Consider the following 24,290-nt stretch of genomic DNA (forward strand, 5'->3'; position numbering starts at 1 on the left):
CTCGTCCGGGCTATCGGGCCGCGGCCTGCTGGAACTGCTGCAACTCGGTACGGAGTTCCGGAGTCAGCATCTCGCCGACCTGGTCGACGAGCACGGTCATCTCGTAGGCGATCTGGCCGATCTCGCAGTCCGGGGCGGCCAGGGCGACCAGACAGGACCCGTCCCGGATCGACATCAACAGCATGTTGCCGTGTTCCATCTGGACCACGGTGCGCAACGCGTTCCCCGTGTCCAGGCAGCGGGCCGCACCCTGGATCAGGCTGATGGCACCCGCCGCGATGGTGGAGAGCTGCTCGGCACGGTCTCCCGCCAACTGGTCCGACGCGGTGAGCAACAGTCCGTCGGCCGAGATCACCACGGCGTGCGCCACTTGGGGAACGCGCTGCGTGAAGTTGGTGACCAGCCATCCGAACTGGCTCACCTCCGGGGAGTGGGGTGCTGTCATGGGTTCTTCCTGCCCGTCGCCGATGGATTGTGCGTCTGGTCGGGCGAGGTCCGACGGATGCCCGACTGGTAGCTGCTGAGGAAACTCTGGGCGCGCCCGGCCTTCGAGTCCGCGGCCGTCGCGTTCCCGTCCTCGGTGGCGGACGGCTCGGGCCCGGCCGCCGGAGCGGACCGGGTACGCGGAACCCTGCGAGGCAACCCGGCCTGCGTGAGGCCGTCCGACCGGCCGGGCTTCTTCGCCTCGTGCCCGTCCGCCTGGTGCCCGTCCGCGTCGTGCCCGTTCGTGTCGTGCCCGTTCGTGTCGTGCCCGTCCGCGTCGTCCCCCGCGTGGCCTGCCGGCACGGTGAACCATGACGGGGCTGCGGGTTCACGGGGCGTGTCGCCCTCGGCCGGGACGGGGCCTGGCGTCACCGCGGGGACCGCCGACGGCCGCCGCGGCAGGCCTGCCGCCGTGTCACCGGCGTCCTTCCGGGCGCCCCGGGTCCGTACCGGGAGCGCGGCGGCGGGGCGTGCGGACGCGGTGCCGGGCCGATCCGTGCGACCCGCCGATGCCGGTGCTGGTGCCGATGCTGGTGCCGGCGTCGGTGCTGGCGTCGGCGCCTGCTCCGTGACCAGCTTTGCCGGTACCCGTACCCGTGCCCGCAGTCCCTTGACATCCGGCTGCGAGCTCAGGTCGACGGCGATGCCGTGCCGGGCGGCCAGGCGGCCGACCACGAGCAGGCCCAGCTGCCGGGACGCGCGCGTGTCCGTGTCGGTGCCCGTCGCCACCCGCCGGTTGGACCTGGCGAGGTCCGCGGCGCTCATCCCGATCCCCTCGTCCTGGATCTCGATCAGCAGCGAGCCGTCGCGCTCCAGGGCGCCGGTGACGACCACCTGGGTGTGCGGCGGGGAGAACGAGGTGGCGTTGTCGAGCAGTTCGGCGACGAGCCGCCCCAGGTCACCGGCGGCGTACCCGATCACGTCGACCGCGGGGCCGGGCTGGACGAGCACCCGCCGGTAGTGCTCGATCTCGGAGACCGCACCCCTCAGGACGGTGTCCACCGCCGCACTGTGGGACGAGCGCACCAGTGTGCTGCCGCACAGGACCATCATGTTCTCGTTGTTGCGCCGCATCCGCGTGGCCAGGTGGTCGAGCGTGAAGAGGCTGGCCAGCTGCTCCGGGTCCTCCTCGTGCCGTTCGAGCTGTTCCATCAGCCGCAGCAGGCGGTCCACCAGGCTCTGGCTGCGCCGGGAGAGGTTGACCAGGGTGTCCCTGAGGTCACCGCGGAGCGCGGCCTGCTCCGCCGCCAGCCGCACCGCCTCGGCGTGCACCGTGTCGAACGCTCTGGCGAGCTGGCCGAACTCCTCCGTGGTGTGCACCGGCACGACGTCGACGACGGTCTTCGCCTTCCGCCCCTCGCGCATGTCTTCGACCGCGGCCGGCAGCCGGTGCTCCGCCACGTCGAGCGCGGTCGAGCGCAGGACGGTCAGCGACCGCAGCAGATGCCGGCCGATGCCGAGACCGATGGCGAGGGCGAGCAGCAGCACCGCGAAGAGGATGACGGACGCGAGTCCCGCCTGGTCGCTCGTCCGGTCCTGCATCCTGGCCGACGTGGTGCGCATGGTGCGCAGGAAGCCGTCCGCCGCCTTGTCGACGAGAGCGCCGGTGGTCTCCGAGTCACGGGTCCAGCTGTCGACCGGGACATGCAGGGCCGTGGCGGCGTTCCCCCGCGCTCCCGCCCCCGCTCCCGACGTCAGGGGCACGGCCAGTACGGCGCTCACCACCTGGGCGCGCCGGGCGACGGCGGGGCCGGTGACCGTCCGCCGGTAGTCGCTCAGTTCCGCGGGGGTGGCCACGGCCCGGAAGGCCGCGAGTCTGTCCCGCAGGCGCAGGTCGGCCTCCTGCAGCGCCTTGACGAGCGTCAGCGTCGTCGGACGGCCCCGGCCTGTCGCCTGGAGCAGGATCGCGTGTTCGAGGTGGATCTGCTCCTCGACCCCCTCCAGGCTGTACAACGCGGTTGCCGACCGGGTGAGTTCCGGGGTGGCGAACCCGCTGGCGAGCGCCTGGTCGAGATCGAGCAGTCCCGTGATGATCGTGCCGTAGTCGTCGAGCGCGGTCCAGGAGCCGATACGGCCCGACGCCACCTGCGTGCGCAGGGCGGGCAGCCGGTTCAGGAGGCCGACGGCGTCCCGGTAACGGTGCGCCGCGACGCCGGTGAGGGAGACGCTCTGCTTCCTCGTGCGGGTGACGGCGGTCCGGGCGTTGTCGACACTGCGCGTCTGCCGGCGAAGGCCGGCGGGACCGTCGACGGTGCCCGCGGTGTCGGTGTCGGTGTCGGTGTCGGTGGCGTCCGCTGCGTCGGCGCTCAACTGTTCGACGGACATGGTGCGTTCCATCTGCAGGGCTTCCAGCAGCGTCCGCAGCTGACCACGCATCCTGACCAGGCGTTGCAGGTCCGCGTAGGAGTTGGCGCGGGTGACGTCGTCATGGATCTGCACGACGCCCAGGCCGACGGCGAGCAGGGCGGGTACGAGCAGCACCGCCGTCAGTTTCACGAGGAGCCGCCAGTTCCGCCACTGCACGACGGAAGCCCACAGTGAGGGTCGTACTGGACGCGTGGTCGCATGTCCTGCGGCGGTCACGATATGAACTCCGTGCTCGGAACAGCTTGCTTGCAGAACCCTGCCACGATGGTGTTCTCTCCCGGGTGCCCGCACGCTGTGTCCCGATCTGTCAACTGCTGTGGAACCGAGGCGAGCTTAGGGCAGCGGGCAAACCGCAACAATGCCGTTCCCCGGCCTGCCGCCGACGAATCAAACCGTTACCCACATGTCCTCCAGATTTCGTGGGCCGGTCGGCGACACCGTGCGGCCAAGGTTCGTTCCGGTAACCGTCGGGCAAAAAGAAGATCAAACGACCTTCGGGTTTCGCCGCTCAACACCCGAGTCGTCGGGTGTTGGTTGACGGTACGCGGTATCTCACTACACTCTCCACCGCCCGGGGGCCACGGTTTGCTGCTTCCCTCGCTCGTCGCGGGAGCAGCTGTGTGTCCTCTGCCCGCATCGCCAGGAACAGCCCAGGAACATCCCAGGAACGAGGAACGTGATCAGACCGGCAGGGGCGCCCGCCTCCGAAGTGTCCGAGCGGCCTGCCGGGCGGGAGTTCACCGGGTTCCGTCACGACGGCGAGCCCGACTACTCCGCGATTCAACAGAGCGAGGAGTTCGCCCGACTGCGCAGACGGCTGCGGTTGTTCGTCTTCCCGATGAGCGCGCTCTTCTTCTGCTGGTACATGGCGTTCGCTCTGCTTTCCGCCTATGCCCACGGGTTCATGAGCCGCAAGGTGGCGGGCGAAATCAACATGGGCACCGTCCTCGGCCTGCTGCAGTTCGCGTCGACGATCGCGATCGTTCTGGCGTACCGGCGTTTCGCCAGGAAGAAGTTCGATCCGGAAGTGGACAGGATCCACGAGCTGGTGGGGGACGACGAGGAATGACACCGCAGATCGCCGCCGACCCGACCGGCAGTCCCACGCTCAATCTGAGCGTGTTCCTGATTTTCGTCGTCATCACTCTGTTCGTCGTCTACCGGGTCACCAACAGAAACCAGACGGCATCCGACTACTACGCGGCCGGCAGCGCCTTCACGGGTGTGCAGAACGGCATCGCGATGTCCGGGGACTTCCTCTCCGCGGCGTCCTTCCTGGGAATCTCCGGGGCGATCGCCGTCCACGGTTACGACGGATTCCTCTACTCCGTCGGATGGCTCGTCGCCTGGTTGGTCGCTCTTCTGCTCATCGGTGAGCGACTGCGCAACACCGGGCGGTTCACCGTGGGTGACGTAATGGCCTTCCGCATGCGGCAGCGCCCGGTGCGGGCCGCGGCGGCCAACGCGACCCTGGTGATCACGTTCTTCTACATGCTCGCCCAGATGGCCGGTGCCGGCGGGCTGGTCGCCCTGCTGCTCGACGTGCACACCAGGGGCGGACAGGCCCTCCTCATCAGCGGCGTGGGCGTCGTCATGCTCCTCTATGTGCTGGTGGGCGGGATGAAGGGCACCACCTGGGTGCAGATCATCAAGGCCGGCCTGCTGCTGGTCTGCGTGACCTTCATCAGCGTCTTCATCATCGGCAAGTTCGGATTCAGCTTCTCGGCACTGCTCGAACAGGCCACGCGGAACAGCCCGTTGGGTGAGCGGCTGCTGGAGCCGGGCAGTCTGTACGGCCACAACGCGATCAGCCGGCTCGACTTCGTGTCGCTGGCCCTGGCGCTGGTCCTGGGCATCTCCAGCCTGCCGCACGTGCTGATGCGCTTCTACACCGTGCCCGACGCCAAGGAGGCGCGCAGGTCGGTGGTGTGGTGCTCCTGGTCGATGTTCACGTTCTACCTGGGCATCCTGGTGGTCGGTTACGGCGCCACCGCCCTGGTCGGTACCGACGCGATCGTGCACGCACCCGGCGGGGAGAACTCCGCGGCGCCCCTGCTCGCCTTCCGCATCGGCGGGGTCGTGCTCCTGGGAGTCGTCTCGGCGGTGGCCTTCGCGACGATCCTGGCGGTCGTGGCCGGTCTGACCCTGGCCGCTTCGGCGTCGTTCGCCCACGACGTCTACGCCAACGTGATTCGGCACGGCAAGGCCGATCCCCGGTCCGAGATCAGGGTCGCCCGGCTGACGGCGGTCGTGGTCGGTCTGCTGGCCATAGTGGGCGGCATCGTGGCCGACGGCCAGAACGTCGCCTTCCTCGTGTCGCTGGCGCTGGCGCTCGCCGCGTCCGCGAATCTGCCGACGATGCTCTACACGCTGTACTGGAAACGCTTCAACACGTCGGGGACGTTGTGGAGCATCTATGGCGGCCTGGTGTCCTGCCTCGTGCTCATCGTCTTCTCGCCGGCGGTCTCCGGCACCCCCACGTCGATCGTCAAGAGCGTCGACTTCCACTTCTTCCCGCTCATGAATCCCGGCGTCGTGTCGATTCCGCTCTCGTTCCTGTGCGGATACCTCGGCACCGTGCTCAGCAGGCGTCCCGCGGACCCGGACAAGCAGGCGGAGATGGAGGTCCGGGCGCTGACCGGAATCGGCGCCCGGTTGTAGGCGGTCACGACCGGACCGGCGTCAGACGACCTTGCCCGGTTCGCCGGTCCTCCCGTGGTGCCCTCTCCTTCCGTTGTGGCCGTCGTCCCCGTCCCTCCCGTCGGCTCCCTCCCGCCCTTCCCGTCCGGGCCTGCCGTTCTTGCCGGGCGGGCCGGAAGGGCCGCGCGGGCCGGGGGGTCCGGAGGGGCCCGGCGGGCCGGAGGGTCCGGGGTCGGAGTAGTAGCCCTGGAGGTCGATGTTCTGCGTCCACATGTCGTCGATCTGCATCTGATGGACGACGAGCGCGGCCGACTGCGCGACGAGCGCCGTGGCCACCGCGGTGGCGAGCACCAGGGGGCGCCACGGTCTGCGCAGCATCTCTCTTACGTTTCTCACAGTGTCCTCACGCTGTGTGACGGCGAAGGTGTGGTGCCGGCGTTCAGCGGGTGCTGGTCGGGTTCGGAGTGGCGACGGCGTTCTGCCCGTCCTTGCCGTCCTTGCCGTCCTTCCCGTCCTTGCCCTGCCTCCCGTCGAGTCCGTTGGTGCCGTTCTGGCCGTCCTGTCCGTCCTTGCCGTCCTTGCCGTCCGAGCCGGCCGGGCCGACGGGACCGGACGGGCCGACGGGACCGGGCGGACCGGACGGGCCGACCTCGACCTGGTGTCCCTGGAGGTCCATGTGTTGTGCCCGTAGGGAGTCGATCTCCGAGTCCTGGGCGAAGAGTGCGGCGGTCTGTACGACGAGCGCGGTGATCAACACCGCGCGGAGAACAAAGGGACGCTGTGATCGGAGCATTTCGTTTACGCTTCTCACTTTATTCCTCACGCTGTGTGACGGCGAAAGTGTAGAGGCGGAGGCACGGAAGAAGTCGGATCTTCGCGTGGAGTGTCTGTCCCGGGGTGCCGTCGTCAAGTTCCCGAAGCTCCCGCCGGTGCCGCTTGACAAAACGGGACGCCGTTCCGGATAGTAATCGGGACAGTGTTCCGTTTCTCCGGCGTCGGTCGGACGCAGACGGATGCAGCCGGACGCAGAAGGGAAACGCTCCTCATGAGTGCAACCGCCGACACCGACACCGACATCGCAGGCTTCGGCCCGCTCGCTCCCGTTCTCTCGTACAGCCCGGTGACCCTGTCCGTGCCCGGGCGGCCCGTGGATCTTCAGGTCCGTGTGTCCGTGCCCGCGACCGGGACCGGTCTGCCCGTCGTCCTGCTCTCCCATGGGCACGGCGGCTCCCACAACCTCTCGTCGCTGAACGGGTACGCGCCCCTCGCCAACCTCTGGGCAGCCGCGGGGTTCGCCGTCGTCCAGCCGACGCACCTCAGCTCGCGGACCCTGGCCCGGCGGCTCGCCGGGGCGCCGGGAGCCCCCTTCTTCTGGCGTTCGCGCGCCGAGGACATGAGCCGTGTCCTCGACCGGCTCGACGAGATCGAGAAGGCCGTGCCGCAGCTCGCGGGTCGCCTCGACCGCGACCGGATCGCGGTCGCCGGGCACTCGCTCGGCGGCCACACCGCGAGCATGCTGCTGGGCGCCCGGACGACCGACCCCGACACCGGGGCGGAAGTGGACCTGCGCGAACCCCGGATCAAGGCGGGCGTGCTGCTCGCCGCCCCCGGCAGGGGCGGTGACGTGCTCAACGGGTCGATGGCCGGGAAGGTGCCGTTCTTCCAGGGCACCGACTTCTCCACGATGACCGCGCCGGCCCTGGTCGTCGCCGGCGACAAGGACGACTCCTCGCACTTCACCGACATCGGCCCCGACTGGCACGCCGACCCCTACCACCTCGCCCCCGCCCCCAAGACCCTGCTCACCCTGTTCGGCGCCGAGCACCTGCTCGGCGGCATATCGGGATACGACGCCGACGAAACCACCGACGAGAGCCCCGAGCGCGTCGCCGCCCTCGGCCACCTCACCGCGGCCTACCTGCACACCCAGCTCCGGTCCGACCCCTACGCCTGGCAGAAGGCGTGCGAGGCGCTGACGACCGGAACCGCTCCGGCGGGACGGGTCGAGTGCAAGTAGGGCACAGGGGGACACGGCAAGCGGGCGGATTTGTTTGACGGCTTGTCAAATACCGTCATGAAAAAGGTCGTTGGCAGTCATGTCAGGGCAACGGAAGGGCCTACGCGCTCCTTTCCCGCGGTGTAGCTTCTACCCGTCAGTAGAGGTTTGAGCAACGGGGGACGTGTGGTTGCCTCTCCGCATACCGAGAAGTTCGCCGCCCGTCTCCGGATGCTGAAGGACCGCAGTGGCCGGGGATACGACCGCCTCGGCAAGGAAGCGGGCGTCAGCGGTTCCAGCCTGCATCGGTACTGCTCCGGCCTCAGCGTCCCGGTGGACTACCGCGTGGTGCACGCCTTCGCCAAGGTGTGCGGCGCCGACGCGGAGGAACTCCGTGAACTCCACCGGCTGTGGGCGCTGGCGGACACCGACCGGGACGCACCGGCGGCGGCAGGTGAGGAGAGCGCGCCGGAGGGCGTGCGGGCCGACACCGCCGTACCGGACGACCTTCCCCCGCCCGGGACCGACGTCGCCCCGCCGGAGCCCCGGCGACCGCGGTGGTTCCGGGTGCCCGAGAAGCTGTCTCCCCGGGGCGCGGTCCTGGCCGCCGTGGTCGCGGTGGCGCTGGTGGCCGGCTTCGTGTGGCTGCCCGGCAGCGCTCCTGACGGTGCCGCGTCGGCCTCCGGTGACAGGCTGCTGGACTCCCCGGCGTGCAAGACCGTGAGCATGGGGCAGCACGACGCCTGTGTGCGCGAGGTCCAGACCCTGCTGGCGCGGGCGAAGGGGAAGCTCGCCGTCGACGGCGACTTCGGGCCGGAGACCCTGCGCAGGGTCACCGCGTTCCAGGTGCTGGCGGGGCTGCCGGCCACCAATGTGGTCGACGACGCCACCAAGAAGGCCCTCTACGCCCACCGGGTGAGCATGACGACGTGGTCGCCGTCCAGGGTGGCGGAGCGGGTCCGTGAGGTGTTCACCGAGGATCCCGGCACCGCCGTGGCCGTCGCCCGGTGCGCGTCGTTCCTCGACCCGCTGTACGTGCTGCCGAACACCAACGGCAGCCGTAACTGGGGCGTGTTCCAGATCTCCGACGCCCGGCTGCAGGACCTCGACGGCACACCGCTGCGGGCGTTCGACCCGGACTGGAACATCAGGGCGGCCCACCGGCTGTGGAGCGTCCGGCACGACTTCCACGACTGGCCCTCCTGCGAGGCGGCGCTGAAGAGCACACCGAGCAGCGCACCCAGCAGCACGCCCAGCAGCACCCCGAAGGGCACACCGGCGGGGTGAAGCCCGGAGCTCCGGGTACCGAAGCGGCGGTACCCGGAGCTCCGCTCCCCCGAGAGCGGCGTCAGACCGTGCCGTCCTCCCACCACCAGTCACGGCCGAGGTCGGCCCGGCTGTCGACGTGCTGGTGGTCGACGGTGTACGTCTCCAGACCGGAGAACCCGCAGGTCTCCGCCTTCTGGTAGACGGTCTTGGTGGCCACCCCGGGCACGTCGAGGTCGGCCGCGGTGCCGTACAGGTGCATGCTGTCGCTGGCCCCGCCGATCTCGGCGTTGTGCGCGATGCTGCGGAAGCCGGAGTTGACCGTGATCGGCTTGTCGCCCAGCTTCTTGCGCAGTGCCTCCAGCTTGTACATGCAGCGCCGGACGTTCTCCTTCACCTGCGACGCGCTGAGCTTGCCGCCGTTGAAGGTGCCGTCCGACTGGTTCACGAACTCGCTCCAGTTGAAGTGGAGCGTGGAACCGTCCGACTGCTCGAGCGAGTTGAGCTTCGCCTGGGTGTTGGGGCCGACCTCGGCGTCGACGCTGAGACCGTACGCCGCCTGGAAGCGGCGCACGGCGGCTGCCGTACCGGAGCCGAAGTCCCCGTCGATGCTCACCCGGCTGTGGCTCGCGCTGTCCGCGGCCCAGCCCGCTATCCGGATCTGCAGTTCGGTCACGTCGGCGCCGGTGGCGCCCTGGGTCAGGGTGCGCGACCAGGAATAGGCCTGGGCGGTGCCCGAGAACAGCAGCTGGCCGAAGGCGATGCCGGCGCCGGCGGCCAGCGTGCCGCGCAGCATGGTGCGGCGGTCCAGGGGACGGGAGGAGGAGGTCATGGTCGTCCTTTCGGGTCGAGCTTCGGGGGAAGGGGTCAGTAGGCGATCTGGAACGTCACGTTCTGCGCGTCGATGTCGTAGGCGTGCACGCGCAGGACGAAGTGGGTGCCGTCCTTGACGTCGGTGGCGACGGTTCCCCACTCGGTACCGTGTGTGGTGTACGCGTCACCGTTGTTGCACTTGGTGGTGTGGTCGACGAACACCACGCAAGCGTCCAGGTACACGCCCGGTTCGTCCGTGATGAGCCGCAGGTTGATGTCGTTGCACCGCGAGGACGTGGTGTAGGTGCCGTACTCCTTGGCGGCAGCCTGGTAGTGGTAGGTCAGGGTCTTCGCGCCGCCGTAGCAGCTGGTGGCGGCGGCCGAGGCGGCCGACGTCCGGGCCGAGGCGGGCGCGACGCCCACGGCGAGCAGCGCGGCCGTGGTGAACAGGGCCGATGCCAGCGTTCTGTTGCGGATCATGATGGTCTCCCTGTGGCCGGGGGTCAGAAGGCGATCTGGATGGTGGCCGAACTGCCCTCCAGGTCCACGCCGTTGGGCACGGTGAACCTGGTCCCGTCCAGGACGTCGGTGGCGATGGTGGTCCAGCTCCAGCCGACCTTGGTCCAGCGGTTGCAGACGCCGGTCTTCTCGAACTTCACGCAGGCGACGACGTACTCCGCGTCGCCGCCGACGACACGCATGTTGATGTCGGCGCAGCGGCTCGTGGTCCGGTACGGGCCGAAGTCGAGGACCTCCCCGTAGTGCACCGTGACCGCTCCGCCGTAGCAGGTCGTCGCGGCGGTGCGGGCCGTGGCGGCCGAGGCGGCCGTGGCGGCCGAGGCGGCCGAGGCGGCCGAGGCGGTGGTGAGCGCGGAGGTCCGGTTGGCCAGGCGGTCCAGGTCGGCCTGGGTGCCGTTGAACACGTCGGCGGTCGCCGGGGCCTTGATGCCCGGGAACAGCGCGGCGTCGGTGTACTGCCACATCGACCAGGTCGTCGAGCCGTTCGGCACCGGCGGCTGGGTGATCGACTGGCGGTAGTCCGCGAGTTGCATCGGATACCGGGCGAACGCGGTCGTCGAACCCAGGCAGTCGTCGAGGAAGGACTTCTGGGTGTAGATGATCGGCGTGCGTCCGAAGGCAGCCTCCACCTTGTCGAGCCAGGCCTTGGCGTCGGCCACCGTGCCGTAGACGGGGCAGCGTCCGGTGCCGTCGTCCATGCGCTCCAGGTCGAACACCGGCGGCAGGTCGCCCGCACGCTGCCCGGTGTACCCGGTCGCCCGTACCGCGGCGATGAACCGGTCGGCCTGCGCGGCCCCCGTGTCGGCCGCCGAGCCCGTGTAGAAGTGGTAGGGCGCGACGGCGAGTCCGGCCGCCCGGGCGGCCGGCAGGTCGGTGGCGAGGTACTCGTCGGTGACGTTCAGGCCGCGGGTGGCCTTGATCGTCGCGAACTCGACGCCCGAGGCCTTCACGGCCTTCCAGTCGATCGGCGCGCCGCCCGGGTGCTGGTACTTGGCGGTGTCCAGGCCGTCGACCGGGTAGCCGGCCGGGCGCGGTGGCGTGCAGTACGCGTTACGGCTGGACCAGTCCACCAGCTTCGCCCAGGTGTTGGGGCCCACGACGCCGTCGGCGCTGAGGCCCGCGCAGTGCTGGAGCTCGATCACCCGGCCCTCGGTGCCGCCCCCGAAGTCGCCGTCGATGGTCAGCGGCGGGTAGTGGAACGGCTCCATGGCCAGGTTCAGCCGGCACTGCACCTCCTTGACCTCGACGCCGTTCGCGCCGTTGCGCAGCGTCGGGCGGGTGTCGGTGTGGCCGCAGACCGCCGCCTGCGCCGTGGCCGACGTGCCCTGGGTCGCGCAGGTGTGCGGCTGGGCGGCCCAGGTGTTCAGCGCGGCCCAGGTCTGCGGGCCGAGCACGCCGTCCACGCCCAGCCCGGCGCACGCCTGGAACTCCTTGACCCGCGTCTCGGTCGCCGGGCCGAACGAACCGTCTGCCGCGATCGGCGTGTACCGGCTCGGCTTCGTCGCGAGGTCGAGTTCGCACTGCGCCTCGACCGTCGGGTCCCCCGTCGATCCCCGTTGCAGCGTGGGCTGTTCGCTCGTGTGCCCGCACACCGCGACCGCGGTGGCGGCTGCTGTGGCGGTCGCCGCGGCCTGGGCCGCGTGCACCGCCGTGGGTCCGAACAGGGGCAGGACCGCTGCCACGGCGAGGGTCAGGCCCCGCAGTAGCGTCCTCCGTCCCATCTGTGTTCCCCCTCTTGTGAGTTGGCCGGGAGGCCCCGGCCCGGTCATGCTGGCAGCGGCGGTCCCGCGGGCCGGATCCCCTCGCCGGGATCGGGACGCCGGGACGGTCCCGCGGCGCTGACCTGCGGGGACGGACGCCCACTGGGACGGGCGTGGGACACGGCCGGGGGCGAGGACGAGCGGCCACCCCCACCGGCCGTCCGCCGCGCGGGCCGGCCGGCGTCCCCGACGGCCTTGACGGCCACCTCGGTCGGCAGGCGTGACCATCCCACCGGTCGGGTAACAACGTCCTGCTTCGCAGCCGTGTGCGGGGACGTGTGTGAAGGGGGATCACAGGGTGTCGGACGACGGCCCGCCGGACGGCTGGGAGGCGCACGAGCGACGGCTGTGGGAGGCGTACCGGCGGGGCGAGTGGTGCGCGGACGTGCCGGAGGTGCGGGCCGAGGCCCTGCGCTGGCTGCTGGTCGCCGCGCCCCGCCCCGTGCCCGGGCGGCTGGCCCGGCTCCGGCTGCGCGGCGCCCGGATCACCGGCACCCTGGACCTGGCCGAGGCCGCCGTCCAGGGCGCGATACGCCTCGACTCCTGCCGTTTCGACGAGGTGCCCTGCTTCGACGGCGGGCAGTTCGGGGTGCTCCAGCTGAAGGACTGCGCCCTGCCCGGGCTGAGCGCGGCCGGTGCGCGGATCGGCCAGGAGTGCGAGTTCGTGGGCTGCGCCTTCGAGGGCACCCTGAACCTCCGCTCCCTGACCGTCGGCACGCATCTGCTGCTCGACCGCTCGACGGTGCACGCGCCCGACGGCTCGGCGGCCGTCGACGCGCAGTCGCTCGCCGTCGAGGAACACCTCTCGGCGACCGGCCTGGTGTGCACCGGGCCGGTCCGGCTCATGAGCTCCCGGGTGCAGGACACCCTCGGCTTCCGCGGCGCCCGGCTCCAGGGGGAGCGGGCCTGCCTCCAGGCCCCCGAACTGACCGTGGGCGGTGGCCTCTACCTCGACCGGGGCTTCTCCAGCGACGGCGGGATCAACCTCTACGGCGCCACGATCGGCGGTTCGCTCCACCTGGAGGACGCCACCCTGGCCGGCCCGGACGCACCGGGCGCCGACCCCGCCCTGCAGTTGCTCTGCGCGTCGGTCGGCGGCGACATCCAGGCCGGCTCGGGGCTCGCCGTGCACGGCAGTGTCGACATGCGGGACACCGCGGTACGGGGCAGCGTCGTGCTGCGGCGGGCCCGGCTGCACCACCCGGCCGGCACCGCGCTGAGGGCCCACCGGCTGCATGTCGGCGGCGACCTCGACTGCCGGGACGGCTTCGCCGCGCAGGGCACCGTGGACCTCTGCGACGCCCGGGTCGGCGGCTCGGCCCTCTTCGAGGGCGCCGAGCTGGCCGGCCACGCCGGGGCCGCCGCCCTGCGGGCCAACGGCATAGAGGTGGGGGCGGAGTTCAACTGCAGCGAAGGGCTGACCGCGCACGGCCGGATCTCCCTCAGCAGCATCACCGTACGGGCCCGGCTCTCCTTCGAGAACGCCCTGCTGGACGTCCCGGCGGGGGAGCGGGCCCTGATCTGCCGGCGCTCCGCAGCCGCCGAGCTGACCCTGAAGCCCCGCGAGGCACCGGCCGGCATCGTCGACCTCAGCCACACCCGGGTCGGCGTGCTCCGCGACGACCCGGCCGGCTGGCCCCGCGCACTGGTCCTGGAGGGCCTCGCCTACGACAGCACCAAACCGGTGCTGCCCGGGCACCGCCGGCTGACCTGGCTCGACCGCGACCCGGCCGGCTTCGCCCCGCAGCCCTACGAGCAACTCGCCGCCAACTACCGGCGCCACGGCCGGGACGCCGACGCCCGCCTCGTCCTGCTCGCCAAGCAGCGCCGCAGACGCACCACCCTGGCCTGGCCCGCCCGGCTCTGGAGCCTCCTGCAGGACCTCACCGTCGGCTACGGCTACCGGCCGCTGCGCGCGGTGCTGCTGCTCGCCCTCTGCTTCACCGTCGGCACGGTGCTGTTCGCGACCTGGCCGCCGCTGCCCTACGGCGACGGCACGCCCCCTGACTTCCAGCCCGCCGTGTACACCCTCGACCTGCTGCTGCCGGTGGTCGACTTCGGGCAGGAGCGGTCGTACAGCTCGCACGGCGCCATGCAGTGGGTGGTGGTCGTCCTGGTGAGTGTGGGCTGGGTCCTCGCGAGCACGGTGGTGGCGGGGGCCAACCGGGTCCTGCGCAGATCCTGACCCGGGGCGGCGCGGCGGGTCCCGGCCGGGATGCGTGAACACGGCGGGAACCGGCGGGCAACTGTGGCCGACCCTCGTGTGTCTAGTCGATGTGACGCAGCATCAGGACCCGCCGTACGGAGGCGGCGGGCCGTCGATCCCGAGAGGGGATTCCATGCGCATCCGCCCGGCCGTCGCCGCCGTATCCCTTGCCACCGGCCTGTCCGCCCTCGCCGCGTCGGTGACGCCGACCGCCGCGCTGGCCGCGGACCTGGCCGCGCCGAGCGACACGGTGTTCACGCACGTCGTCGTCGACGGGGGCAAGGACATCGTCCTCGGCCTCACCACGAAGAAGACCGTCACCATCACCTGGACCGCCACCGACCCGGACGGCGTCGCCGCGTCGTGGGCCTACCTGTGGCACGGCCCGAACACCGACGACGCCGACGGCATCCTGCCGCTGTACCCGCCGCCGGGCACGTGCACGGTGTCGGCGACCGATCCCGCCACCTCCGCCTGCAAGGCGAGCTTCGCCGTGGACGCCGCGCGGGACCTCGACCACAACGGCCTGGCCGGCACCTGGAAGGTGCTCGCCGGGGCCCAGGACCACACCGACGACTGGACGGAGACCGACGCCGCGGGCACGGCCCGGGTCAAGCGGCTGGCCAAGGTCACGGTGAACGCCTCGCCCGAGCCGGTGAAGAAGGGCAGGACCGTCACCGTCACCGGCAGGCTGACCCGCGCGAACTGGGAGAGCGGCAGCTACACCGGCTACCGGGGCCGGCCCGTCAAACTGCAGTTCCGCAAGAAGGGAAGCAGCACCTACACCACCCTGAAGACCGTCACCAGCGGCACCGCCGGAGCCCTGCGCACCACCACCAGGGCCGCGACCGACGGCTACTTCCGGTTCGTCTTCGCCGGCACCGCCACCACCGGTCCGGCCACGGCGACCGGCGATTTCGTCGACGTCGGATAAGGCCCCGCCAGGGGCGCTGGGGGTACCCCCGGCCGAAGGCTGGGGGAGGAACTGCGCGATCAGCGACAGCGCACCTGCACCCGACGACGGTGGTCCGGGCCCCGTCAGGGGCGCGGGGAACTGCGCGATCAGCGACAGCGCACCCGCACCCGACGACGGTGGCCCGGGCCCCGTCCCCTGTCAGCCGAGGAGCTTGGACGCCAGGGTCGCGGCGTTGTACGAGCCCCAGCCGGTGGTGAAGTCCCAGCCGGTGGCCGCGGAGTAGGCGCCGTTGCTGCCGCTGGTGATGTCGTGGAAGCCGGTGCCGCTCGCCGAGTAGAGCGCGGGGTTGGCGAAGCCGAGGTTGGCCTTGCCGGCCGCCGCGGCCTGCTGGTTGTAGAGGGCCGCGAACGCCGCCCACTCGGGGGCCGCCGCGCTGGTGCCGCCGACCGAGGACCAGGAGCCCTGCGAGTAGATGGAGACACCGGGGCTCGGGTTGGCGTGCGCCGAGACGTCCGGGACCTGTCGGTAGCCGCCGCCCGCGCTCTTCTGGACGGCCGTCTGCCAGCTCGGGATCTTGAAGACGGTGGACTTGCCGCCACCGCCGCCGGACCAGGCCACCTCCTTGCTGAAGGCGTTGGCCGAGGTGACGGTCAGCTTGGTGCCGCCGACGCCCGTGACGTACGGGTCGCTGGCCGGGTAGTCGACGGAGGTGCCGCCGTCGCCCGCGTCGTCGGAGCCGTCGTCGCCGGAGGCCGCGTAGAAGCCGAGGCCCTCGGCGGCACCCGCCTTGAACACCGCGTCCACCGCGTTGATGTTGGAGGTGGTGCGGGCCGACTCGGCCGCACCCCAGCTGATCGAGGTGGTCGGGATGCCGCTGTCGACGATGGCCTGGTACGTGTCGACCTCGCCGGCATCCGAGTTGGGGCCCTCGAAGACCGTCACGTTCGCCTTCGGGGCGATCGCGTGCAGCACCTCGATGTCCAGCTCGACCTCGACCTGGCCGTCGCCGAGCGAACCGGAGCCGCCGTCCACCTTGGACACGGTCGGGGTCGGCGAGCCCAGGCTGTAGTTGGTGTCGTACTTGGTGATGTTGGACTGCTGGAAGCCGTCGAACTCCAGCAGCGCGATCTTCTGGCCGCTGCCGGTGTACGTGCCGGAGACGTTGTAGCCGCCCTTGAGCTGGGCCGGGGTGTAGCCGCCGCCGGGGCCGTTGTGCGGGACGACGGTGTGCGGGGTCGCCTGGTGGTGCAGCTGGACGCGGTTGTTGAGGCCGGCCACGTCGCTGACGATGGCGGCGAGGGAGGACGGGAGCGTCGGCGCGCTGTCGTTGGCGTAGAAGGAGCGGCCGGACGTGGCGTCCTTCCAGGTCGACAGCCGGGTGCCGAACGCCTTCTGCAGCTGGGCCGCGGTGCCGCTGGCGTCGACCAGCAGGTTGCCGGAGTGCACCTTGCCGACGGTGACGCCCTGCGAACGCAGGTACTCCTTCAGCTGCTTGACCTCGGCGTCGGTCCGGCCGAAGCGGGCCGCGAACTGGCCCTTCGTCAGGTAGTGGCCGTAGGCGGCCGAGTGCGGGTCGCTGACCTTCGCGATGAAGGTGTCGAGGGCGCTGCCCCCTCTGGGCGCCAGGCTGATCGCCACCGATATGCGCTTGCCCGCGGCGACCTCGCCGGTGCGGGACGCGTCGTGCTTCAGGCCGGGCAGGACGTCCCCGGCGACGGCGGCACGGGTGGTGTGCGGGGCGTCGGCGGCGTAGGCGGCGGGGACGACCGCCGTGATCAGCGCCGGCGCGGCGACCAGACCGAGCAGTTTCAGGCGTGACTTCACCGAAGTTCCTCCGGAGAGTGGGGGGTGGGGAGTGTTCCGGAAGCGGAACGGGATCACCGTAGGAACTCCGGCCCCACCCCCGTAAGCGGGGGAACCCTTGCGTTACGTGTTAACTGCCGATGTCATGTCAACGGCGTGTGTCGAGCGGGCGGGGGAGCCGGGCCCGGGCCGCCTGACTTACCGTCACCGTCTGAGCCGTCGGCCCCGGTTGCTCGTCGTCGCCGGTGTCCACCGCCGCGCCGGAGGCGATGACGGCGACCGCCATCGCGTGCGCCAGCGCGGTGCGGGAGCGGACGCCGACCTTGCGGTAGACCCGGGACAGCGTGCCCTCGACCGTCTTGACGCTGATGAACAGTTCGGCGGCGACCTCCCTGTTGGTCGCCCCGCCGCCGACCAGTTCGGCGATCCGCGCCTCCGTGGGGGTGAGGTCGGGACCGGCCGCGCCCGGCTCGGCGCCGCGCTCCCCGGCCGCCAGCCGCGCCAGTTCGTCCCTGGCCCGGGCCGCGAGCGGGGCCGCGCCGATCCGGGCCGCCGTCTCCAGGGCCTCGGCGAGCGCCTGCCGGGCCGCGTTGCGGCGGCGGGCGCGGCGCTCGACCGCGCCGAGCGCGATCAGGGTGCGGACCAGCTCGACGGGGAGCGGCAGCGGGCGCAGCCGGTCGACGGCGGCGCGGAGCCGTACCGCGCCCTCCCTGGCCCGGCCGATCCCCGCCTCGCGCAGCCCCTCCGCACGGTCCAGCGTCGCGAGGACGCTGCTCGGTGCGCCGTCCCGCACCCGGGCGCGGGCGTCGTGGAGCACCGCGCCGGCCGCGTCCGTCTCGCCGAGTACGACCAGGGCCTCGGCCAGGTCGCCGTACCAGTGCAGCAGCGGCGGGTCGGCGGCGCACATCGCCTCGCCGAGTTCCCGGACGCGTTGCAGCGCCTCGACGGCGGCTGCCGCCCCGCGCGGATCGCCGCCGAGCAGTTCGGCCTGGCCGAGCACGGCGAGGGCGCGCAGCAGGAACAGGCGGTCGCCGTCGGCCTCCGAGGCGCGGACCGCCTGTGCGGCCAGCCGGCGGGCCTCCTCGGCGGTGCCGCCGGCGGTCGCGGCGAGGGCCGCCGCGTAGAGCGCGGGGGCCGCTCCGGCCAGGGCGCGCGAGCAGCGGGCCGCGGTGCGCAGGGCCTCGCGGCAGTGGCCGGCGCGGACCTGGATCCGGGTCAGCGCCACCAGGGTCGCGACGGTGTCCTCGGCGCCGGCGGGTTCGCCGGTCGCGGCGAGCAGCGGGACGACCTGGTCGCGGGCCTCGGTCACCCGGTCCGAGTCCAGGGCGAGGATCGCCCGCATCCGGATCAGCCGCCGGCTCTCCGGGCCGTTGCGCTCCGCAGGGTGTGCCGCGACCTGCCGTGTGCCGGGTGCGGCACCGTCGTGGCTGTTCGCGCAGTTCCCCGCGCCCCTAGGGGGTGGTGTCGGGCTGCTGTTGGTTTCGGGTGCGGCGGCGTTGTGGTTGTTCGCGCAGTTCCCCGCGCCCCTCGGGGGCGGTGTCGGGTTGCTGTTGACTTCGGGTGCGGCGCTGTCGTGGTTGTTTGCGCAGTTCCCCGCGCCCCTCGGGGGCGGTGTCGGGCTGCTGTTGGTTTCGGGTGCGGCGGCGTTGTGGTTGTTCGCGCAGTTCCCCGCGCCCCTGGGGGGTGGTGGTGGGTTGTTGTTGGTTTCGGGTGCGGCGGCGTTCTCCGCGCTCCTTTGGGGCGCGGGGGGATTGCGGCTGAGTAGGGTCAGGGCTTCTGTGAGGGCGGTGTCGGCGGTGTGGGGGTCGCCGGCGAGGGAGCGTACTCGGGCCAGGGTGGCGAGGGCGTCGATTCTGGTGCTGGTGTCGCCGGCCGCGGCGGCCTGCCGTGCGGCTCGGCGGGCGTGGCCGGCCGCCTCGGTCAACTCCCCGCACAGCAGGCCCCGTACGGCCGCCCAGTGGTGCAGGCGGGCCTCGGCGCGCGGATCGCCGGCCGCGTCGCGCAGACCGTCCGCGATCAGGTCCTCGGCGCCCTCCAGGGCCTGCCCGGCGCCGCGCAGCAGGACCAGTCGGGCCTGTACCCGCTGTGCCGCCGAGCCGGACCGGGCGAGTACGGCCCCGGCGGCCTCGCCCGCCTCCTCGGTGCGCCCGGCGTCGCAGGCGTACTCGGCGGCGGCCAGCAGCCGTTCGGCGCGGTCCGCCGGGTGGTGGGCCGGGGTGCGGCGGGCGGCGAGGGCGGCCAGTTCGAAGGCGGTGCCGGGGGCGCCGTCGTGGCGGGCGGAGCCGGCCGCCGCCATCAGGGTGCGGGCGGTGTCCTCGTCCTCGTAGGGCCGGGCGAGTGCGAGATGGCGGGCCCGTTCCACCGGCTCGGGCACCGCGCCGGCCAGCAGCGCGTGTGCCTGCCGCCGCCCGTGCTCGGCGGCGTCGGCGTGCACGGCCGCCCGCAGCACGGGGTGGTGGAACCGGACGACCCCGTCGGCGTCGGCCGTCGCGATGCCGAGGTGTTCCGCCTCCGCGAGGTCCGCGGCCGGGTCCGGGAGCCCGGCGGCGCGCAGCAGGGTGAGGCTGGGGCGGGCGGCGGCGCTCGCGGCGAGGAGGGTGCGCCGCACCGGCTCCGGCAGGGCACGGGCCCGCTCCAGCAGGAGGGTGCGCAGTCCCGGCGGCACCGGCGGCAGGGCGTCGGACCCGGCGGACGGCGGGGCGTGCCGGGCGGCGCGGCCCAACTCCCTCGCGTAGTAGGGGTTTCCGGCGGCGGTCCGCTGGACCGACCGGAGCAGGGCCGGGGGCAGGTCGGCGCCGAGGTCGGTGCGGACCAGATGGGCGGTCTCGCCGTCCGTCAGGGGCGGTACCGGGAGTTCGACGGTGCCCGGCGGGCAGCAGTGCAGCCGCTCGGGGCGGTCGCCGTCCGGCACCCGCTCGGCGGCGAGCATCCGGATGCCGGGGGCGTCGAGGCGGCGTACGGCGAAGGCGAGGACCCCGGCGGTCGGTTCGTCGAGCCACTGCAGGCCGTCGACGACCAGCAGGACCGGACCGGTGGCGGCCAGGGCGCGCAGCGCGTCGAGGACGGCGACCCGCACGGCGAGCAGGCCGCGGTCGTCCGCCGGACCGCCACCGCGCAGCAGGGCCGTCCGCAGCGCGGCCCGGGGCTCCGGCGGCAGGTTCTCCAGGTGGCTCTCCGGGACCCGCGCGAACAGGTCGACGAGCCCGGCGAAGGGCAGCCGGGCGTCCGCCTCGGCGGGCGAGCAGTGCAGGACGGTCCCGGCGGCCGGGTCCGCCGCGAGAGCCGCCACGAGCGTGGACTTGCCGATGCCGGCGGGGCCGTGGAGGAGCAGTCCGGGACGGTCCGCCGCCTGGACCCGGGCGGCGTCGAGAAGCGCTCGGCGCCCGGTCGGTTGCATGTGTTCATGACAACCTCCGGTGATCCGGTGTGTCAATGACATCCGTCACCTCCCGGCGGCGGCCCCCTGCCCGACATGGCCTAACAGGTCATGTCTTCCTCCTGAATCCCTCGTTACGGAACGCGGAAGGCTCTTCCGCCCTCCTCCTGTGCGGAAGCAACGGGGAACGGGCAGGGAAAACAGGGACTGAGTGACATGGGTTTGACCAGTCGAACGACCGTATACGCGCTGGCGGCGCTGGCCGCCCTGTGTGTGGCGCTGCTGGTCTGGCTGTGGCCGCGGTTCGCCAGGCCGGGGCTGTGGCAGGTGCTGGGGCGTCTCGGGGCCGTCGCGGTGACGCAGGTGACGATCGTCGCGGCGTTCGCCTGCGCGGTGAACTCGTCGTACCAGTTCTTCGGCTCCTGGAACGAGCTGCTCGGCAACGTCGACACCGCTCCGGTCGGCGTCACCCAGGCGGCCGGCGGGAACGGCGGCGGCTCGGTGAACGGCATCAGCAGCATCCACGGGGCGTCGCTCGTACAGGCTGCCGGGGACCAGCAGTTGAGCCGGGTGAGCGGGCTGCCGAGCGGGCCCGCCGCGACCGTCGGCCGGGTGGAGTCGGTGAAGATCATCGGCCGCCGCACCGGCGTCGTCGACCCGGCCTTCGTCTACCTCCCGCCGCAGTACTTCCAGAAGGCGTACCAGCGCATGCGGTTCCCGGTGATCGTCGCACTCAGCGGCTACCCGGGCAGCATCTACAACCTCGCCCAGCACCTGCGGGTCTCGCAGACCGCCGGCGAACTCCAGCGCAAGGGCCGGATGCAGCCGACGATCATGGTGATGATCCGGCCCACCATCGCCCCGCCGCGCGACACCGAGTGTGTGGACGTGCCCGGCGGACCGCAGACCGAGACGTTCCTGGCCAAGGACCTCCCGGACGCGATCAAGTCCGTGTACCGGGCCGGGCACGACGCCGGCTCCTGGGGCGTCATGGGGTACTCCTCGGGCGGCAGCTGCGCCCTCCAGCTCACCCTGCGCGACCCCGGCGTCTACACCACCGCCGCCGCCCTGTCGCCCGACTACCGGGTCAAGGACGACCCCACCACCGGCAACCTCTTCGGCAGCGGCCCCGGCCGCCAGGCCCGGATCGACGGCCACGACCTGATGTGGCGGCTGAAGCACCTGCCCGTGCCCCAGGTCTCGGTCCTGGTCGCGAACAGCAAGCACGGCGAGAAGGGCTACGCGCAGACCGAGGCCTTCATCAAGGCCGTCCGGGCGCCCATGCGGGTCGTCTCCATCCTCCCCGAGAACGGCAGCCACAACTTCCCCACCTGGGTACGGGAGATGCCCGCCGCCCTGACGTGGATGAACGGGCAGCTGACCTTCCCCCAGGACGTCGTCCCCCGGCACCACGCCGGGAAGCCGGTGCCCGGGGCACCGGCCGCGCCCGGTCCGAGCCCCACCGCCCGCCACGGCCACGGCTCGGTCCGCGCGGAGGGCCCGGAGCCCAGCCCCACGGCCACGGTCCGCCGCTGACCTGCCGGGTCACCGCACCGCGGCGACCGCGGCGCAGCCCGTAGAGTGGGCGGCCGGTACCGGACCAGGAGGGCAGGGAGCAGCGATGCAGGTAGCAGTGGTCACCTTCGACGGGTTCAACGAACTCGACTCCTTCATCGCCGCCGCGCTGGTCAACCGGTGCCGCAGGCGCGGCCTCGAGGCGTTCATCACGACGCCCACGCCGGTCGTCACGTCCATGAACGGCGTCGAGGTGACCGGGCAGCGACCGCTGGAGTTCGTGGCCGACGCCGATGTCGTACTGGTCGGCAGCGGGGTGCGGACCCGGGACGTCGTCGCCGACGACCGGCTGGTCTCCCGGCTGCCGCTCGACCCCGGGCGCCAGCTGATCGGCGCGCAGTGCTCCGGCGCCCTCGTGCTGGCCCGGCTCGGCCTGCTGGACGGCCGGCCCGCGTGCACGGACACGGTCAGCCGGCCCTTCGTGGAGGCCTGCGGGGTCACCGTGCTGGACGCGCCGTTCCACAGCGAGGGGAACATCGCCACCGCCGGCGGCTGCATGGCCTCGCAGTATCTCGGCGCCTGGGTGATCTCCCGGACCCTCGGCGACGAGGCCGTGCGCGAGGTCATCGACTACACGGCACCCGTCGGCGAGAAGCAGGAGACCGTCGACCGCGTCCTGCGCGCCGTCCGCACGGGCGAGGCGGCGCCTGCGGCACTGCGCTGAGCGCCGGAGCCGGCCCGCGTCTCAGATCCAGGTGTCCAGCCACATCCGGGACTGCCAGCCGCTGTAGGGAATCGTCTGCCCGGTGTAGATCGGGTAGAAGTAGACGAAGTTCCAGGCGATGAGGAGCACCAGCACCCCGGCCGCCACCGCCCCCCGCAGCCGCCGCCGCTCCGTCGCGCCCGGCGGACCGAGCAGGGCCCCGATCATCATCGCCACGGCCAGGCACAGGTACGGCACGAAGACCACGGCGTAGAAGGAGAAGACCGTACGGTCCTGGTACAGGAACCAGGGGAGGTAACCCGCCGCCACCGCGCAGAGGATCGCGCCGGCCCGCCAGTCGCGGCGCAGCGCCCACCGGTAGAGCAGGTAGGCGAGGGCGAAGCAGGCCGACCACCACAGCATCGGGGTGCCCAGGGCGAGGACCGTGCGGGTGCAGGCGGTCGCGGTGGAGCAGCCGTCCTGGCCGGGCTGCGGGGAGTCGTAGGCGAACAGCACGGGACGGCCGAGGACCAGCCAGCTCCACGGGTTCGACTGGTACTTGTGCGGCGAGTGCAGGTTCACGTTGAACTGGTACACGAGGTACTCGTAGTGCCAGAAGCTGCGCAGCGGGGCCGGTATCCACGACCAGGTGCCGCCGCGGCCGTCCGCCCAGTGCCGGCCCCAGCCGTCGTCGGACAGGAACCAGCCGGTCCAGGTCACCAGGTACGTCAGGAGCGCGGTCGGGACGAGGGCGAGGACCGACCGGCCGAGGTCGCGGCGCAGGACCGCCCGGTACGGATGACGGGCCCCGGCGACGCGGCGGGCGCCGACGTCCCACAGCAGCGTCAGGACCACGAAGAAGACGAGGACGTACAGGCCGTTCCACTTCGTCGAGGCCGCGAGGCCGAGGAGGACGCCGGCCGCGAGGCGCCAGGGCCGGCGGCCCGTCCCGGCCCGGTCGCCGGTGTCGGCGTCCGGGCGCACCCGGCCCGCCGCGTCGGCCGGCAGGGCCGCCGCCAGCCGGGCCCGGGACCGGTCCCGGTCGATCAGCAGGCAGCCGAACGCGGCCAGCACGAAGAACATGACGACGAGGTCGAGCAGGGCGGTGCGGCTCATCACCAGGTGCAGGCCGTCGATCGCCAGCAGCGCCCCGGCCAGGCAGCCCAGGAACGTCGAACGGAACAGGCGGCGGCCGATGCGGCACAGCATGAACACCGAGAGGGTGCCGAGGGCCGCCGTCATGAAACGCCAGCCGACCGGGTCGAGGCCGAACAGCCACTCGCCGACGGCGATCACCCACTTGCCGGTCGGCGGGTGCGCGACGAAGGAGCCGGTGTCGGAGAGGGAGATCACCTGCGGGTGCGCCAGGATCTGCGGGTCGGCGATCTTGCGGTCCGGCCAGGTGCCCTCGTACCCGAGGTGCAGCAGTGCCCAGGCGTCCTTGGCGTAGTACGTCTCGTCGAAGACGAGGTCCCGCGGCCGGCCGAGGTGCCAGAAGCGCAGCACACCGGCCAGGGCGGCGACCAGCAGCGGGCCCAGCCACTCCGTCGCCCTCGCGAGCCGCCGTGTCCGGGCCGGGTCGAGGCCCAGGAGCTGCCAGGGGCGGGCGGCGGGCTCGGGGAAGGGCGGGACCAGGCGCTCCCGGACCCCGGCGGGCGTGCCGGTGCCCCCGGCCGCCGCCCCGTGGCCGAACCGGCGCAGCCGGTCCTGCCACCCGGGGGGCTCCGGTGCCGGACGTATGCCGTCGAGGTCGTGGGAACGCGTCGCGCTGCTGTTCGTCACCGGACGACCTTAGGCCGTGCCCGTACCCGGTCGCGAAGCGGTGGCCGGGCAGCGGTTCCGTGCCGGTGATTGACCGTACCGGGGTGGCCACGCCCAAGGCCTGGGCCATACCCTGGACCCAGGGCTACGGCACTCGGACGGCCTT

Annotated in this window: 18 protein-coding genes; 8 read left to right on the forward strand and 10 right to left on the reverse strand. The window is 72.3% G+C overall.

Annotation, left to right across the window (positions count from 1 at the left end):
• Positions 1-10: 10 nt before the first annotated feature.
• Both AB0D74_RS38085 and AB0D74_RS38090 read right to left on the reverse strand, forming a co-directional pair.
• Positions 11-445, reverse strand: coding sequence for a roadblock/LC7 domain-containing protein (locus tag AB0D74_RS38085; protein WP_362597256.1), 435 nt, complete (start codon positions 443-445; stop codon positions 11-13).
• The gene (locus AB0D74_RS38090) at positions 442-3,006 is read right to left on the reverse strand and encodes a nitrate- and nitrite sensing domain-containing protein (RefSeq protein WP_362597259.1); all 2,565 of its coding nucleotides are present in this window, start codon (positions 3,004-3,006) and stop codon (positions 442-444) included. Before AB0D74_RS38090 ends, AB0D74_RS38085 begins: the two co-directional genes overlap by 4 nt.
• A 553-nt stretch (positions 3,007-3,559) precedes the next feature.
• Here AB0D74_RS38090 and AB0D74_RS38095 point away from each other — a divergent pair.
• Positions 3,560-3,919 carry a DUF485 domain-containing protein gene (locus AB0D74_RS38095; RefSeq protein WP_362597262.1) on the forward strand — a complete coding sequence of 120 codons (360 nt, stop codon included), beginning with the start codon at positions 3,560-3,562 and terminating at the stop codon, positions 3,917-3,919.
• Positions 3,916-5,511, forward strand: coding sequence for a cation acetate symporter (locus tag AB0D74_RS38100; RefSeq protein WP_362597265.1), 1,596 nt, complete (start codon positions 3,916-3,918; stop codon positions 5,509-5,511). The genes AB0D74_RS38095 and AB0D74_RS38100 overlap by 4 nt, the downstream gene beginning before the upstream one ends.
• A 21-nt stretch (positions 5,512-5,532) precedes the next feature.
• Here the strand turns inward: AB0D74_RS38100 and AB0D74_RS38105 are convergent, their stop codons facing one another.
• Together AB0D74_RS38105 and AB0D74_RS38110 are read right to left on the reverse strand one after the other, a co-directional pair.
• Positions 5,533-5,868, reverse strand: a complete 336-nt coding sequence (locus tag AB0D74_RS38105; RefSeq protein WP_362597268.1) for a hypothetical protein — start codon at positions 5,866-5,868, stop codon at positions 5,533-5,535.
• A gap of 61 nt (positions 5,869-5,929) precedes the next feature.
• Positions 5,930-6,247, reverse strand: a complete 318-nt coding sequence (locus tag AB0D74_RS38110) for a hypothetical protein (protein ID WP_362597271.1) — start codon at positions 6,245-6,247, stop codon at positions 5,930-5,932.
• 288 nt (positions 6,248-6,535) lie between these two features.
• Between AB0D74_RS38110 and AB0D74_RS38115 the strand changes: the two genes are divergently transcribed.
• Together AB0D74_RS38115 and AB0D74_RS38120 are read left to right on the forward strand one after the other, a co-directional pair.
• Positions 6,536-7,507, forward strand: a complete 972-nt coding sequence (locus AB0D74_RS38115) for a chlorophyllase (protein ID WP_362597274.1) — start codon at positions 6,536-6,538, stop codon at positions 7,505-7,507.
• 165 nt (positions 7,508-7,672) lie between these two features.
• Positions 7,673-8,773: a helix-turn-helix domain-containing protein gene (locus AB0D74_RS38120; RefSeq protein WP_362597277.1), complete on the forward strand. Its 1,101-nt coding sequence runs from the start codon at positions 7,673-7,675 to the stop codon at positions 8,771-8,773.
• Between the two features lie 61 nt (positions 8,774-8,834).
• Here AB0D74_RS38120 and AB0D74_RS38125 read toward each other — a convergent pair whose 3' ends face one another.
• From AB0D74_RS38125 to AB0D74_RS38135, 3 genes are read right to left on the reverse strand one after another with little or no spacing between them, the layout of a single operon-like run.
• On the reverse strand, positions 8,835-9,584 hold the full coding sequence (locus AB0D74_RS38125) for a D-Ala-D-Ala carboxypeptidase family metallohydrolase (protein WP_362597280.1): 750 nt from the start codon (positions 9,582-9,584) through the stop codon (positions 8,835-8,837).
• A gap of 35 nt (positions 9,585-9,619) precedes the next feature.
• A complete protein-coding gene (locus tag AB0D74_RS38130; RefSeq protein ID WP_362597283.1) occupies positions 9,620-10,045 on the reverse strand; it encodes a hypothetical protein in 426 nt (141 codons plus the stop codon).
• A gap of 23 nt (positions 10,046-10,068) precedes the next feature.
• Positions 10,069-11,805 (reverse strand): GH25 family lysozyme, encoded by a 1,737-nt coding sequence (locus tag AB0D74_RS38135; protein ID WP_362597286.1) that lies wholly within the window; start codon positions 11,803-11,805, stop codon positions 10,069-10,071.
• A 337-nt stretch (positions 11,806-12,142) separates the two neighbouring features.
• Here AB0D74_RS38135 and AB0D74_RS38140 point away from each other — a divergent pair, with 337 nt between their 5' ends.
• Entirely contained in the window at positions 12,143-14,029 is a 1,887-nt protein-coding gene (locus tag AB0D74_RS38140; RefSeq protein WP_362597289.1) for a hypothetical protein, read from the forward strand.
• A 154-nt stretch (positions 14,030-14,183) separates the two neighbouring features.
• Positions 14,184-14,984, forward strand: coding sequence for a hypothetical protein (locus AB0D74_RS38145; protein WP_362597292.1), 801 nt, complete (start codon positions 14,184-14,186; stop codon positions 14,982-14,984).
• Between the two features lie 180 nt (positions 14,985-15,164).
• Here the strand turns inward: AB0D74_RS38145 and AB0D74_RS38150 are convergent, their stop codons facing one another.
• Both AB0D74_RS38150 and AB0D74_RS38155 read right to left on the reverse strand, forming a co-directional pair.
• On the reverse strand, positions 15,165-16,790 hold the full coding sequence (locus AB0D74_RS38150; RefSeq protein ID WP_362597295.1) for a S53 family peptidase: 1,626 nt from the start codon (positions 16,788-16,790) through the stop codon (positions 15,165-15,167).
• A gap of 127 nt (positions 16,791-16,917) precedes the next feature.
• Positions 16,918-20,166, reverse strand: coding sequence for an AAA family ATPase (locus AB0D74_RS38155; RefSeq protein ID WP_362597298.1), 3,249 nt, complete (start codon positions 20,164-20,166; stop codon positions 16,918-16,920).
• 195 nt (positions 20,167-20,361) lie between these two features.
• On the opposite strand from AB0D74_RS38155, the gene AB0D74_RS38160 reads away from it, so the two are divergent.
• Both AB0D74_RS38160 and AB0D74_RS38165 read left to right on the forward strand, forming a co-directional pair.
• A complete protein-coding gene (locus tag AB0D74_RS38160; RefSeq protein WP_362597300.1) occupies positions 20,362-21,681 on the forward strand; it encodes an alpha/beta hydrolase-fold protein in 1,320 nt (439 codons plus the stop codon).
• Between the two features lie 85 nt (positions 21,682-21,766).
• Positions 21,767-22,384, forward strand: coding sequence for a DJ-1/PfpI family protein (locus AB0D74_RS38165; protein ID WP_362597303.1), 618 nt, complete (start codon positions 21,767-21,769; stop codon positions 22,382-22,384).
• A gap of 21 nt (positions 22,385-22,405) precedes the next feature.
• Here AB0D74_RS38165 and AB0D74_RS38170 read toward each other — a convergent pair whose 3' ends face one another.
• Positions 22,406-24,064 (reverse strand): phospholipid carrier-dependent glycosyltransferase, encoded by a 1,659-nt coding sequence (locus AB0D74_RS38170; protein WP_362597454.1) that lies wholly within the window; start codon positions 24,062-24,064, stop codon positions 22,406-22,408.
• Positions 24,065-24,290: the final 226 nt, after the last annotated feature.

This window comes from Streptomyces sp. NPDC048278, assembly GCF_040652195.1.
Classification (GTDB): Bacteria; Actinomycetota; Actinomycetes; order Streptomycetales; family Streptomycetaceae; genus Streptomyces.

What these genes read in the sequence shown, in the direction of transcription:
- AB0D74_RS38085 (WP_362597256.1), bottom strand. Translation starts at nt 445, where the DNA reads ATGACAGCACCCCACTCCCCGGAGGTGAGCCAGTTCGGATGGCTGGTC.
- AB0D74_RS38100 (WP_362597265.1), top strand. Translation starts at nt 3,916, where the DNA reads ATGACACCGCAGATCGCCGCCGACCCGACCGGCAGTCCCACGCTCAAT.
- AB0D74_RS38105 (WP_362597268.1), bottom strand. Translation starts at nt 5,868, where the DNA reads ATGCTGCGCAGACCGTGGCGCCCCCTGGTGCTCGCCACCGCGGTGGCC.
- AB0D74_RS38115 (WP_362597274.1), top strand. Translation starts at nt 6,536, where the DNA reads ATGAGTGCAACCGCCGACACCGACACCGACATCGCAGGCTTCGGCCCG.
- AB0D74_RS38125 (WP_362597280.1), bottom strand. Translation starts at nt 9,584, where the DNA reads ATGACCTCCTCCTCCCGTCCCCTGGACCGCCGCACCATGCTGCGCGGC.
- AB0D74_RS38130 (WP_362597283.1), bottom strand. Translation starts at nt 10,045, where the DNA reads ATGATCCGCAACAGAACGCTGGCATCGGCCCTGTTCACCACGGCCGCG.
- AB0D74_RS38135 (WP_362597286.1), bottom strand. Translation starts at nt 11,805, where the DNA reads ATGGGACGGAGGACGCTACTGCGGGGCCTGACCCTCGCCGTGGCAGCG.
- AB0D74_RS38145 (WP_362597292.1), top strand. Translation starts at nt 14,184, where the DNA reads ATGCGCATCCGCCCGGCCGTCGCCGCCGTATCCCTTGCCACCGGCCTG.
- AB0D74_RS38155 (WP_362597298.1), bottom strand. Translation starts at nt 20,166, where the DNA reads ATGCAACCGACCGGGCGCCGAGCGCTTCTCGACGCCGCCCGGGTCCAG.
- AB0D74_RS38160 (WP_362597300.1), top strand. Translation starts at nt 20,362, where the DNA reads ATGGGTTTGACCAGTCGAACGACCGTATACGCGCTGGCGGCGCTGGCC.
- AB0D74_RS38165 (WP_362597303.1), top strand. Translation starts at nt 21,767, where the DNA reads ATGCAGGTAGCAGTGGTCACCTTCGACGGGTTCAACGAACTCGACTCC.